The 12,594-nt window shown below is 54.0% G+C and carries 11 protein-coding genes; 5 read left to right on the forward strand and 6 right to left on the reverse strand.

The window, feature by feature from the left end:
• Positions 1-24: 24 nt before the first annotated feature.
• From CX651_RS01290 to CX651_RS01300, 3 genes are all read right to left on the reverse strand, one after another.
• The gene (locus CX651_RS01290) at positions 25-489 is read right to left on the reverse strand and encodes a hypothetical protein (RefSeq protein WP_101052862.1); all 465 of its coding nucleotides are present in this window, start codon (positions 487-489) and stop codon (positions 25-27) included.
• Positions 490-924: 435 nt separating this feature from the next.
• On the reverse strand, positions 925-1,452 hold the full coding sequence (gene ppa / locus CX651_RS01295) for an inorganic diphosphatase (RefSeq protein WP_025008962.1): 528 nt from the start codon (positions 1,450-1,452) through the stop codon (positions 925-927).
• A 207-nt stretch (positions 1,453-1,659) separates the two neighbouring features.
• A complete protein-coding gene (locus CX651_RS01300) occupies positions 1,660-2,649 on the reverse strand; it encodes a class 1 fructose-bisphosphatase (RefSeq protein WP_101052864.1) in 990 nt (329 codons plus the stop codon).
• Positions 2,650-2,832: 183 nt separating this feature from the next.
• Between CX651_RS01300 and CX651_RS01305 the strand changes: the two genes are divergently transcribed.
• A complete protein-coding gene (locus CX651_RS01305) occupies positions 2,833-5,070 on the forward strand; it encodes a S9 family peptidase (protein ID WP_101052866.1) in 2,238 nt (745 codons plus the stop codon).
• 59 nt (positions 5,071-5,129) lie between these two features.
• On the opposite strand, the gene CX651_RS01310 is transcribed toward CX651_RS01305, so the two are convergent.
• The gene (locus CX651_RS01310) at positions 5,130-6,326 is read right to left on the reverse strand and encodes a cation:proton antiporter (RefSeq protein ID WP_101052868.1); all 1,197 of its coding nucleotides are present in this window, start codon (positions 6,324-6,326) and stop codon (positions 5,130-5,132) included.
• Positions 6,327-6,433: 107 nt separating this feature from the next.
• Between CX651_RS01310 and CX651_RS01315 the strand changes: the two genes are divergently transcribed.
• The gene (locus tag CX651_RS01315) at positions 6,434-7,303 is read left to right on the forward strand and encodes a universal stress protein (RefSeq protein WP_101052870.1); all 870 of its coding nucleotides are present in this window, start codon (positions 6,434-6,436) and stop codon (positions 7,301-7,303) included.
• 12 nt (positions 7,304-7,315) lie between these two features.
• On the opposite strand, the gene CX651_RS01320 is transcribed toward CX651_RS01315, so the two are convergent.
• Positions 7,316-8,197 carry a LysR family transcriptional regulator gene (locus tag CX651_RS01320; protein ID WP_101052909.1) on the reverse strand — a complete coding sequence of 294 codons (882 nt, stop codon included), beginning with the start codon at positions 8,195-8,197 and terminating at the stop codon, positions 7,316-7,318.
• 20 nt (positions 8,198-8,217) lie between these two features.
• Here CX651_RS01320 and CX651_RS19785 point away from each other — a divergent pair, with 20 nt between their 5' ends.
• A complete protein-coding gene (locus CX651_RS19785; RefSeq protein ID WP_146225973.1) occupies positions 8,218-8,433 on the forward strand; it encodes a hypothetical protein in 216 nt (71 codons plus the stop codon).
• A gap of 76 nt (positions 8,434-8,509) precedes the next feature.
• Here the strand turns inward: CX651_RS19785 and CX651_RS01325 are convergent, their stop codons facing one another.
• Positions 8,510-8,770: a DUF5062 family protein gene (locus CX651_RS01325; protein ID WP_025008966.1), complete on the reverse strand. Its 261-nt coding sequence runs from the start codon at positions 8,768-8,770 to the stop codon at positions 8,510-8,512.
• Positions 8,771-8,940: 170 nt separating this feature from the next.
• Here CX651_RS01325 and acnA point away from each other — a divergent pair, with 170 nt between their 5' ends.
• The gene (gene acnA / locus CX651_RS01330) at positions 8,941-11,613 is read left to right on the forward strand and encodes an aconitate hydratase AcnA (protein ID WP_101052873.1); all 2,673 of its coding nucleotides are present in this window, start codon (positions 8,941-8,943) and stop codon (positions 11,611-11,613) included.
• A 282-nt stretch (positions 11,614-11,895) separates the two neighbouring features.
• On the forward strand, positions 11,896-12,531 hold the full coding sequence (locus tag CX651_RS01335; protein ID WP_101052875.1) for a class I SAM-dependent methyltransferase: 636 nt from the start codon (positions 11,896-11,898) through the stop codon (positions 12,529-12,531).
• Positions 12,532-12,594: the final 63 nt, after the last annotated feature.

Here is a 12,594-nt window from a genome sequence, read left to right on the forward strand (position 1 = left end):
AAAGTGGCTAATTAATCGGGGCGGCTAGTTGCCGGACTTTTTATATGGCTGACAGCAGGATTTGAGCTGTGCCAGTCGGGTTTGAAAATCACTCATCTGGATAACCGATGAGAAAGAGCCTCCTGAGCGAAACGAGATCACCTCAAGTGATACAGGATCACTATGGAGAGAGGTCAGTTCGGCCCAGAGATCTTTATCTGGGCAGGCTTGGGTGGTGAGTGTCGTTAATGAGCTCATGCTGTCCAGTTGCAGGGTTTCGCCATCTGCGGTTCTTAACACCAGCACACTGGGATCTTGGCTGTAGGCAAAAGGTTGAGGCACCTTCACTATCAATCTAGGTTGTGGTTGCTCCACCGAGCATTGTACTTGCAGTTGAGTTGCATCTTGGTGGAAGGATATCTCGTGGAAATGTTTTTCATTCCCCAAACATTGAAATGCCATCAAAGCCAACGCGCTTAGCAGAGGTACAGACGGCAGTAACTTATTCATAGTGTCTCCTGGAAAGGTTAACTAACAGCGTCAAATTAACTAACTTTGTCAAAAGCTTGGCGATTTTATGGCAGAGGTTGTTTTTTGGGTAATTATGATTGTTTTTTTGCCTGTGACTTCTCATTTGCGTGACTTTAGGTTTGCATGCTTTACCATATGTGGTATTTGCCCCTTTACCCTGTTTGAAACCCATTGTCTGAAGTCTGGAAGTTTGGTTTTGAGAAACAGTTTCCAGTGAGGGTCATAAAGTGGGCCAAAGCTGGATTGGAATAGGGGTGAAGACTAGGGAGCTGCGAGCCTTGATATGCGGGGGACTCTTCCTGGTAACCAACTTAAACCTATGCACTTAAACTCATGCACTTGAAGTTGTGAAATGCCAATAAAAAAGCCAGCGGTTGGCTGGCTTTTATGCTTATCCTCGGGTTACAGGGCAACTTAGCCTTTGTAACGCTCGGCGCTTGACAGGATTTCGGCGCGGGCGGCTTCGGCATCTTCCCAGCCATCAACTTTAACCCACTTGCCGGATTCCAGATCCTTGTAGTGTTCGAAGAACTGTTTGATCTGGGCTTTCAGCAGCTCAGGCAGATCGTTCACATCCTGGATATGACCGTATTCCTTGGAGATCTTCTCGTGTGGTACGGCAACAATCTTGGCATCTTCACCTGACTCGTCGGTCATTTTCAGTACGCCAACTGGACGACAACGGATAACGCTGCCTGGCTGCAGTGGGTACTGGGTAGGAACCAGCACGTCTACCGGATCACCATCCAAGCTCAGAGTTTGGTTCACATAGCCGTAGTTGCAAGGATAGAACATAGGCGCAGTCATCATGCGATCCACAAACAAGGCACCTGTGTCCTTGTCCACTTCATACTTGATAGGGTCGTGGTTTTGTGGGATTTCGATGATCACGTAGATGTCATCTGGCAGGGATTTGCCCGCAGGCACTGCATTTAAGCTCATGGAAGTATCCTTAGACTGTGTATAAATCTATTTCAGGTCCAGCCTGAAGTTCAGTGTGGCGCGTATTATAGCGCGATTTGACGGCTTGCCAATGAAAGGCCGCGGTCTTAAGACTAATTGCCAACAGTTCATCTAAGGCTATCTGTCTCAGGCCTTGGATTGTACCGTCAATTCAAGGCTGCCGACCCCGGCAGCCCCAAGCGGCGTTTAGAGTTCAGGCTCGCCGCTGTAATCCTGCTGATGGTACTCGAGGCAGGCATCGACTTCATTGGCCGAGCCCAGAATGACAGCTACCCGCTGGTGAATTTGCTCTGGCTGAATGTCGAGAATGCGCTGATAACCTGTGCTGGCCTTGCCGCCGGCCTGTTCAACCAGCAATGCCATAGGGTTGGCTTCGTACATCAGTCTCAGCTTGTAGGGCTTATCCGGGTTCTTGTTGTCAGTTGGGTAGGTAAAGATGCCGCCGCGGCTCAATACTCTGTGCACATCGCCTACCATGGCGGCAATCCAGCGCATGTTGAACGACTTCTCTCTCGGGCCGATTTTGCCGAGCAGCAGATCGGCAATATAGGTCTGCATCGGTGCTTCCCAGAATCTCTGGTTGGACATATTGATGGCGAACTCGGCGGTGTCTTTGGGAATGCTTACCGCTTCATTGGTCAACAGATACTCGCCGGTTTCCGGATTCAGGGTAAAGAGTTGTACCCCTTGGCCTGTGGTCAGGGCCAGCATGGTTGATGGGCCATAGAGCACATAGGCTGCCGCCAGTTGCTCGCTGCCTTTTTGCAGGAAACTCTGCTCGCTGATCTCCCCTTCGGGTGCCGGCAGTACAGAAAAAATGGTGCCCACCAGTGAGTTGATGTCTATGTTGGAAGAGCCGTCCAGTGGGTCGAAACATACCAGAAACTCACCGCTGTCACCGACTTCAACAATATGATCTTCCTCTTCCGATGCCAGGGCGCGCACTGTGTTTTCGGCCTTGAGGGCATCTTTGAGCATCTCGTTGGTGATCACATCCAGTTTCTTTTGGGTTTCACCCTGAACGTTTTCCTGGGTGGTGGCGCCCAGCACACCGGCCAGTGCGCCGTGTCTTACCGCTTGGCTGATGGCGACTGAGCTTTGGGCCAGAGTGAGAAGTAATTGGGATAGGGCTGGGTTGACAGCCTGTTGTTTGAGGGTTTGGGCCAGAGTCTGCATCTTGTTTCCTTAAAAGAGGTCTGAGCTTTTTCTGGGACAGGATCATAACCGAGAACCGGCGATATTTCAGCGGCCAATTGCACGGGTTTGCCGATCCCTTGTCAATTGGGGCAGAATGAGGGCTGTTTTTTGGGCTGTGGCCGGATGCCGTGGCTCTTGTCTCTTATAATTCCGGAAATAATAATGAAAAAAACTTGGATGGCTTCGGCGCTTATGGCGATACCTCTGACACTGGCCAGCGGCCACTCCTTCGCTCTGGAAGGTGGCAAAACCCCTTTAACGGTTGAGCGCCTCTATTCTTCACCGGCACTGGCCGGTGCCAGCCCCCGAGGGCTGAAACTCTCTCCCGACGGCAAGCGGGTCACTTATCTTGCCGGCCGTAAAGACAATCAATATTTCTACGATCTTTGGCAAATGGATGTCGCCACCGGCCAGGTCAGTCTGCTGCTGGATGCCTCCAGGCTTGAAGCCGGTGAACTTTCCGATGAAGAGAAGGCCCGCCGCGAGCGGCAGCGAGTGTATGGCCAGGGGATCATGGAATACTTCTGGGCCGACGACAGCCAGGCACTGCTGATCCCGGCGGCCGGCAAGCTCTACTACTTCAGCCTGGCCGATGCCAAGGTGACTCTGCTGCCCACTGGGGACGCCTTTGCCACAGATGCCAAGCTGTCGCCCAAGGGCAATTTTGTCTCCTTTGTGGCCGAACAAAACCTCTATGTACTCCAGCTGAAAGACCATAAGCTCACGGCGCTGACCCAGGATGGCGGCGGGGCCATCAAGAACGCCATGGCCGAGTTTGTGGCTCAGGAAGAGATGGACCGTATGACAGGTTACTGGTGGGCGCCGGATGAATCGGCTATCGCCTATACCCGCATCGATGAGTCGGGTGTGGAGCTGGTGACCCGCAATGAGATCTATGCCGATGGCATTAAGCTGACCGAGCAGCGTTATCCCTATGCCGGTAAGCCCAATGTTGAGATTGCCCTGGGGGTGGTGTCGCTGGCGTCCGGGAAGACCCAATGGATGGATCTCGGCAGTGAGAAAGATATCTATCTGCCGCGGGTGAAATGGCTGCCGGACAGCAAGCACTTGTCGTTCCAGTGGCAGAATCGCAGTCAGCAGCAGTTGGATCTGCGCCAGGTAGACAGCCGCGAGGGCAAAGGCGCTGTGACTCTGGTATCCGAGCGCAGCGATGCCTGGGTTAACCTCAACCACGATCTCTATTTTCTTAAGCAGCAGCCCGGCTTTATCTGGGCATCCGAGCGTGATGGTTTCAACCATATCTATCTGTTTGATGACAAGGGTAAGGTCAAGCGGCAACTGACTCAGGGGAAATGGGTGGTCGACGAGATAGAACACCTAGATGAAAAGCAGGGCTGGGTTTATTTCAGTGGTCGTAAAGACAGTGTGGTCGAGCGCCATTTGTATCGGGTCAGCCTCAATGGCGGTGAGATAGAGCGCATCAGCCGGCGTGGCGGCATGCATAACGCCGTGTTTGCCGACAAGGAATCTGTTTACCTCGACTATTTTAACAGCCTATCGCAGCCTCCCCAGGTGAGTCTGCACAACCAAAGCGGTGAGCATCTGGCTTGGGTGGAAGAGAACGCCGTCAAGGCCGGACACCCTCTGTATGACTATGCCGGGCTGTGGCAGTTGCCCGAGTTTGGCACCCTCAAGGCCAAAGATGGCAAGGCGCTGCAATACCGCCTGTTCAAGCCGGTGAATTTTGACAGCAAGGCCAAATACCCCGTGGTGGTGCGGGTTTACGGTGGGCCTCATGCCCAGTTGGTGGTCAATAGCTGGAGTGAGCAGGATTACTACACCCAATATCTGTTGCAGCAGGGCTTTGCCGTGTTCCAGCTGGATAACCGGGGCTCGGCGCATAGAGGCACGGCTTTCGAGCAGGTGATCTACCGCCATCTTGGTGAGGCCGAAGTGGAAGATCAGAAGACAGGTGTCGATTTCCTGCGGACTCTGCCCTGGGTCAAGGCCGACAGCATCGCCATCTATGGTCACAGCTATGGCGGCTATATGGCGCTGATGAGCCTGTTCAAGGCGCCTGACTACTTCAAGGCGGCCATCAGTGGCGCCCCTGTAACCGACTGGGCCCTGTACGACACCCACTACACCGAACGCTACCTCGGCCATCCTGACGACAACGCCCGGGGCTACGAGGCCAGCAGTGTCTTCCCCTATGTGAGCGAGTATGGTTCAGGCTTGCTGATGTATCACGGCATGGCCGATGACAATGTATTGTTTGAGAATAGCACCCGGGTTTACAAGGCGCTGCAGGATGAAGGCAAGTTGTTCCGCATGATAGATTACCCCGGCTCCAAGCACTCGATGCGGGGCGATAAGGTGCGCACCCATTTGTACCGCTCGCTGACCGACTTCCTCGAGACAGAGTTGAAAGGTAACTGAGCCGGTAAGCTGAAGTTATCTGGTAGCTGAAAATGCCGCGCCTCATATGGCGCGGCTTTTTATGCTTCGCCCTCCTTGGGCAACAGGCGTCTGAGCAGCAAGGGGCCGAGCAGGGTGGTGATGGCTATCACCAACACCAATTCGGTAAATACCTTGGCCGGAATGATATCCAACTGTCGCCCCACTTCTGCAAAGACCAAACCGACTTCACCTCTGGGCACCATGGCACTGCCGACTATCAGCTTTTGCCGCCAAGTGCCGTTGACCACTAAACCGGCGGCCAGCTTGCCGATAAATGCCAGCAGTATCATCGCCAGCAAGAGTAACAGGCTGTAGGGGCTGAGGTTCAACTGGCTTAAGTCGAGGCTTATCCCCACATAGACAAAGAACACAGGCGCGAATACATCGGTCAGTGGCTGCATCGATTTTTCCAGCTTGTGGGTAAAGGGAAAGGGGTTTTGCAGATACTTCTGCCAGGGCCAGATAAACTGCCTTGATAGCGCCAAACCGGCGACAAAACCGCCGAGCAGCGCCGGGGCGCCAAAAAGGTGTGCCAGCCAGGCAAACAGGCAGATCAGTGTCAGCATGACCACGGCCTCGTAGCCTGGGGTTTGGGATTGATAGCTGAGCACTCGTAACGGGTAAATTAACATCCTGCCAAGGGGGGGCGCCAGCAGCAGAAACAGCAGCAGTAAGCCGCAGAGTTTAATGATTGCCAGCGGTGCCAGTTGGCCTTCGCTGGCAAAGTTGAATAGCAAACTGAGCAGTATCACCCCGGCAATATCGTCAAATACCGCCGCTCCCAGGATCAGATGACCGGCACTGGATTGTTGCTGGCCACTGTCGCTTAGTACCCTGAGGGAGATACCTATGCTGGTGGCCGTCAGGGTACAGCCGTAGAAGAGGGCGGCAAACAGCGATAGCTCCAACCAATAGAAGGCAGCCAGGCCGGTGAGCAGCAGTGGAGCGATTATGCCGATAATGGCTACCGCCGCCACCTGACGTCCGGCGCTGTAGAGTCGCTGTATCGAGGTTTCGGCGCCGATGGAAAATAGCAGCAGTATCACCCCGAGCTCGGCGATATTGGCCAGTACTTGGGTTGGTTCCAGCCAGCCGAGCACTGAAGGACCAAGCAACAAGCCTGCTCCTATTTCCCCCACTACCGCAGGCCAGCCGATACGGTTGCAGCACTCTCCCAGCACCCGGGAGAACAGCAAGATCAGGAACAAGGCGATCAACAGACTATCCATCGACATAGAGTATCCCCCATAGGTGCAATTGTTGATCGGGATCAGTATGGTTTATTCTGCACCAGATTAGAGTCTAAAAAGTAGACAATTGCCAGAAAGTTTGGAGAAAACAAATGGGTAAGCTTTTTATCATTGAACAACATGAAGAGGCTAACACTGATGCGATTGCCAAGGGACTGGAAGTAGCGGAATTACTGGGGATGCAACCTCAAGTATTTGCTTATTGCTACGAATATTTCTCTGGTGACGAATATTACAGTCCACGGCTTGCCGGGGCCGCCCAACAGCGGCTGATGAAGGAGAAGCAAGCTGAGGTGTCGGCCCATCTTAAAACGTTGGATGCAGAGGATGTGCCGCTGCATATCATCTGGAGTAAATATCTCTACGAACATGTCAGCAGCCATGCCGGTCGCTATGGCTTTGATATGGTGGTTAAAACAGTGCACCAGAGCGAGCATTTTCTGCCGACCGACTGGCATCTTATTCGCAGTACCAAGGTGCCTTTGATGCTGCTCAGCGATAACCCGATCAAGAAGGCATCCAGTATTTTGATGGCGGTGGATCTCGATGCCAAGAGTCAACAAAAACAGCGCCTCAATCAATTGGTGTTGCAACATGGTCGCCAATTGGCCGAGGCCAGTGGTGCCAAGTTACATCTGGCACATATTATTCGGGTACCTAAAGTGATCCGCGATCTCGAAGTGCTCAACCTGCATGAAATGGTCAAGTCGGCGTGGCGCAGACATCAAACCCTGTTGGAGCTGACGGGGCTTCCCAAAGAGCAGATCCATATCATTGCCGGCGATCCGGACCTCTGTCTGTATCAGTTGTCCTGCAGGCTCAAGAGCGACTATCTGGTGATTGGTGCCCGTCAGCGCCAGGGGTTGATGGGGCGGGTGATAGGCAATACCGCCGAGCAGATCTTGCGGCGCGTACGCAGCAATGTGCTGGTTATCCCAACCGATGAGGAACAGGCAAGCTAACAGCCTGCTTGCTCACAACCCCTTTTTACTGAGGGCAACCAAGGCCTCGGCGGCCGGGGTCAAGGGTAGGTTGTTGCGCCAAATCAGCCCCAGCTGCCAGGTGATTTCACTCGCCATAGGTCGATAACTGAGTGTTTGCTCGCCGAGCTTGTCGCAGATGGGCTCCGGCAGCAGCGCCAGCCCCATTCCGGCCTGTACCATGGCGCCGAGGAAGTCCCATTGACCACTGCGAAAAGCGATATTCAACGTGACTCCGGCCTCGCGGCTCAGGCGGGTCAATAACTTTGCCAGTGAAAAGTCCTCGTTGTAGAGGATGAAAGGATATTCGGCCAGATCCCGCCATTCTATCGCCTGCTTGCTGGTCAGTGGGTGACCTACCGGCAGGCAGACCTTTAGCGGATAACCTTGCAGCGGCGATGAAGACAACTGCTCTCCATGGGTGGTAGGCAGGGCTGTGAAGGCGATGTCCAGGGTGTCGGCCAAAAGCGCTTGCTCACAACCAAAGCCGCCGTATTCATGCATCTGTAACTCAACTGCCGGATAGGTGCGGCGAAACTCGGTCAACAGATCTATGGTCAGACTGCTCATCATGGGGCAGACCCCGAGGCGCAGGTGGCCGGATTTGAGGCCACTTAAGTTACTCAAGTCCTGCTCCATTCTGTGCCATTGACCTATTATCTGACAGGCGCTGGCATGAAATATTTCTCCGGCTTGCGTCAGCTCTACCTTTTGATTGCTGCGGATCAAGAGTTGTTGATCCAGGGATTCTTCAAGGCGCTGGATCATCTTGCTCAAGGTTGGCTGAGTCAGGTACAACTGCTCGGCGGCACGGGTAAAGTTACCGGTTTCCACCAGGGTCAGAAAGCAGTGTAAGGTCTTGATAGGTACGTTCATGCTCATTTGGAATTCTTGCTATGGAATTAATTCATTTTACTAATAGCTGTGGCGGCGTTAATTTGATCAGCGTCCCAAGTAAAGAGGAAATATCGATGAAAGCATATCAAGGTTTGTGGGTTAGCTCTCTGTGGCAAACTGCCACTGAAACTCAGGAACACAAGGCCAAGCCAGTCAAAGCCAAGTCCCAGAGTTTTTGGAAGCTGATGTTCCACAAAAAAGCCAAAGCAGTTTAAAGTGACCCGGCCCGTGCCGGGTTTCTTTTTGTTATTTTAACTATTTTGGCATAGTTATATCCTGCATGATGCAAGGTTATTGCAATAGTGGGTGCTCCTTGGGCAATTTGCCGCTGATCCACATTACCAGCCTATGTTTCATATTGGGGCCATCTTCCTTGTCTGATGGTAAAGGTCCTATCAGTTTATCCTGCACCAAGAGGCGATAGACGCACTCGACTTTCTCTTTCTCCGGCACTTTATCCCCAAGAGGGGCAAAGCCACGCTTGAGCGAGTATCCCAAACCTATCTCCAACGCCAGTTTCAACAGAGCCGCTTCATTCTTGTGTTTCTTCATCTGTATCGCTCCCAGCTTATCGCCCCCTGCTTGGGCTCGTTTCTAAACTAGCGCAAAGTGACTGAGATTACACTTAAAAATCCTTCGGCAGCCTCAGGTGCCCTTGTACCTTATTTGAGCATAACTTAAGCTGGTTGACGGAACGACAACTCAACTTAGGGAGAGTAGTGATGTCCAAAGTCAAATATCAAGCCAAGGCGCAACGCACCTTGACAGTCAAAAACACCTCATTCCAATACTACAGCCTCAATGAAGGGCCCTTGGCGGAAATTGCCGAGGTTGCCGCATTACCCAAGAGTTGCAAGGTGCTGCTGGAAAACATTCTGCGGCATCTGGATACCGACCATTGTGATATCGATGACTTGCAGGCGCTGGCCAAGGGGCGCGGCCGCGGCAGTCAGCAGGAGATCGCTTATCATCCAGCGCGGGTATTAATGCAGGATTTTACCGGCGTCCCGGCGATAGTCGACCTGGCCGCTATGCGGGCGGCGCTGGTGGCCAAAGGGCGCGATCCGCAAAAGATCAATCCACTGTCCAAGGTGGATCTGGTGATTGACCATTCGGTCAGCATCGACAAGTTCGCCAATCCGGATGCCTATCGGGACAATGTGGCGATTGAGATGCAGCGCAACTTCGAGCGTTATCAATTTCTCAAGTGGGGCCAGGGCGCCTTCGATAACTTCTCCGTGGTGCCTCCGGGCACCGGCATTTGCCATCAGGTAAACCTCGAGTATCTGGCCAAAGGTGTCTGGCAGGGGCTTGGCGAAGAAGGAGCCACTTGGGTCTATCCAGATACACTGGTGGGCACTGACAGCCATACCACTATGATCAACGCCCTGGGGGTACTTGGCTGGGGTGTCGGGGGGATCGAAGCCGAAGCGGCCATGTTGGGGCAACCCATCTCAATGCAGATCCCGGATGTGGTGGGGTTCGAGCTCAAGGGGCGACTCAGTGAGGGCATTACTGCCACTGACCTGGTGCTCAGAGTCGTGGAGATGCTGCGCCGCCAGGGGGTAGTGGGTAAATTTGTCGAATTCTATGGTGACGGCCTGGATCAGTTGCCGCTGGCCGATCGAGCCACCATTGCCAATATGGCACCGGAATATGGTGCAACCTGTGGCTTCTTCCCGGTGGATGCGCAGACACTGGAGTATCTGCGCCTCAGTGGCCGAGATGAACAGACGGTTGCTTTGGTGGAGGCTTACACCAAGGCCCAAGGGCTGTGGCGAGAGACTGGCGATAGCGCCCCCGAGTTTGCCGATACCTTGAGTCTGGATCTTGCCAGTGTTGAACCCAGCCTGGCCGGGCCCAAGCGGCCCCAGGACAGAGTTGCCGTCAGTCAGCTCAAACAGGCGGCCGAAGATGCCATTCGTCTCTCGGGGCGCAGCGAGCTTGAGCAGGCGTTTGTACTCGAAGGCAGCGAGCTTGCCATGCACCATGGCGATTTGGTGATTGCCGCCATTACCAGTTGTACCAATACTTCCAACCCGGCGGTGATGCTGGCGGCCGGGTTGCTGGCACAAAAGGCGGTGGAACTGGGGTTGGAGCGCAAACCCTGGGTCAAGACTTCGTTGGCCCCAGGTTCCAAGGTGGTGACCCAGTATCTGCAACAGGCCGGATTGCAAACGGCGCTCGATAGCCTGGGCTTTAACCTGGTAGGTTATGGTTGCACTACCTGTATAGGTAACTCGGGCCCCTTGCCGGAGGCGGTCACCAAGGCGGTCAGCGAACAGAAGATCCATGTGGGTTCAGTGCTTTCCGGTAACCGTAACTTCGAAGGGCGGATCCACCCCTTGGTGGAGTCCAACTGGCTTTGCTCGCCTCCTCTGGTGGTAGCCTATGCGTTGGCGGGAACCAGCCGTATCGATCTCAGTCGCGATCCCATAGGCCAAGGCCGCGATGGTAAAGCGGTTTTCCTTAAAGACATTTGGCCCAGCAATGCCGAGATAGCCGCCGTAATGGGCAAGGTGAGTCGCAGCCTGTTCCAGCAGCAGTATGCCGATGTGTTTCATGGCGATGATGCCTGGCGCGCCATCGACTCGGGCTCGGGCAAAACTTATGCCTTCGATCCCGCCTCCACCTATATTCAGTTACCGCCCTTCTTCGAAGCCGAATACGGTGGTAATGCCGACGACATTAAGGGGGCCGCGATTCTGGCGCTATTGGGAGACTCTGTCACCACAGATCATATCTCCCCGGCCGGGGTGATCCCCAAAAACAGTCCGGCAGCCGATTATCTGCGCGGTCATGGTGTAGCCGACAAGGACTTCAACTCCTACGGTTCACGCCGCGGGAATCACGAGGTGATGATGCGCGGCACCTTCGGTAATATCCGTATCCGCAATGAGATGGTGCCCGGGCATGAAGGTGGTGTTACCCGGATGCAGGGCGAATCTGAGGTGCGCTTTATCTATGACGCTGCCATGGCCTATCGCGCCAGAAAGCAGGCGAGTGTGGTTATTGCCGGTAAAGAATATGGTACAGGTTCCAGCCGAGACTGGGCCGCCAAGGGTACGCTGCTGCTCGGGGTCAAGGCGGTCATAGTGGAGAGCTTTGAGCGTATTCACCGTTCCAACTTGGTGGGTATGGGCGTGCTGCCATTGCAGTTTCTGCCTGGAGAAACCCGTCAGACTCTGGGCCTGACTGGTGATGAGACAGTGGATATTCTCGGCCTGGATGGCGAGCTTAAGCCAAACCAGAAGCTGCAGGCGCAGATCCATTATCCCAATGGAGAGTCCAAAACCATAGCGCTGCTCAGCCGCCTGGATACCGGCATGGAGGTTGCCTACTACCGTGCCGGCGGTGTGCTGACCTATGTGCTGGAGCGTTTGGCCGCCGAATAGCCAAGCTGCTTCAAGCCAAAACCGCCTTTGGGGGCGGTTTTGGCTATTCCATAACAGCTGAGCACACATGGGATTTATTCGCCTTCTCTAGGAGCCGGGGATGGGGTTTGTTAGAGTAGGCGCAGTTTTTGGCGGCGGCTGTTGCGGGCAAACGAGAAGGCTTAAGCCTGACAGCCAAACGCCGAGCTAAAGTACTGAGCCAAGCCCGAGTTAAAGCCTTTAGGCCAAGGCTGTAAAACCAAAGCTGTTAAACCAAAGCCGTTAAAGTGAACCGAGTCATCGATGAATCCATGCCCCTTGTGTGCCAACACCCAACCTAAACAGACAGTTCCCGCCAGGGTTGCCAGACGTTATTTTCTTTGTCCAGAGTGTCGGCTCATCTTTCTCGACCCTGTGCATTTGCTGCCCTTGAATGAGGAGCAGCAGTTTTACGATACCCACGAGAACAGCATTGACGACCCCGGCTATGTGGGCTTTTTGCAGCGCCTGTTGACGCCGGCGATGACCTTTCTGCGCCCCGGTATGCAGGGACTGGACTTTGGCTGTGGCCCTGGGCCGACACTATCAAAACTCCTTGCCCGGGAAGGGATAGCGTGTGACGATTTCGACCCGCTGTTTTTCCCCAATCCATTGCAGGCGCAGTATGACTTTATTCTCTCCAGCGAGTGTTTCGAGCACTTGCACAGGCCTGCCGCCGAGATAAGCGCGCTGCTGGCACGTCTGGTTCCCGGGGGCTATTTGGGCATAATGACAGACCGCTGGCAGAGTGAAGCCCAGTTTTATGACTGGCACTATACCCGGGATCCTACCCATTGCAGTTTCTTCCATCGTGCAACATTGGACTGGCTCTGTGAGACGTTTGCTTTGAACTTATGTTTTGTCGATGAGCGACGGATTGCCATTTTTCAGAAAAACTGAGGCATCAAAGTGAGGGGCAGGAAAGGGCAGGCAAGCCCCAATCCCTTTGGGGCTGTACCTTGA

It is taken from the genome of Shewanella chilikensis, assembly GCF_002836945.1.
GTDB lineage: Bacteria > Pseudomonadota > Gammaproteobacteria > Enterobacterales > Shewanellaceae > Shewanella > Shewanella chilikensis.

Excerpts from the sequence above, each read along its gene's own strand:
- CX651_RS01290 (WP_101052862.1), bottom strand. The coding sequence starts at position 489 with ATGAATAAGTTACTGCCGTCTGTACCTCTGCTAAGCGCGTTGGCTTTG.
- ppa (WP_025008962.1), bottom strand. The coding sequence starts at position 1,452 with ATGAGCTTAAATGCAGTGCCTGCGGGCAAATCCCTGCCAGATGACATC.
- CX651_RS01300 (WP_101052864.1), bottom strand. The coding sequence starts at position 2,649 with ATGCAGACTCTGGCCCAAACCCTCAAACAACAGGCTGTCAACCCAGCC.
- CX651_RS01305 (WP_101052866.1), top strand. The coding sequence starts at position 2,833 with ATGAAAAAAACTTGGATGGCTTCGGCGCTTATGGCGATACCTCTGACA.
- CX651_RS01310 (WP_101052868.1), bottom strand. The coding sequence starts at position 6,326 with ATGTCGATGGATAGTCTGTTGATCGCCTTGTTCCTGATCTTGCTGTTC.
- CX651_RS01315 (WP_101052870.1), top strand. The coding sequence starts at position 6,434 with ATGGGTAAGCTTTTTATCATTGAACAACATGAAGAGGCTAACACTGAT.
- CX651_RS01320 (WP_101052909.1), bottom strand. The coding sequence starts at position 8,197 with ATGAACGTACCTATCAAGACCTTACACTGCTTTCTGACCCTGGTGGAA.
- CX651_RS19785 (WP_146225973.1), top strand. The coding sequence starts at position 8,218 with ATGGAATTAATTCATTTTACTAATAGCTGTGGCGGCGTTAATTTGATC.
- CX651_RS01325 (WP_025008966.1), bottom strand. The coding sequence starts at position 8,770 with ATGAAGAAACACAAGAATGAAGCGGCTCTGTTGAAACTGGCGTTGGAG.
- acnA (WP_101052873.1), top strand. The coding sequence starts at position 8,941 with ATGTCCAAAGTCAAATATCAAGCCAAGGCGCAACGCACCTTGACAGTC.
- CX651_RS01335 (WP_101052875.1), top strand. The coding sequence starts at position 11,896 with ATGAATCCATGCCCCTTGTGTGCCAACACCCAACCTAAACAGACAGTT.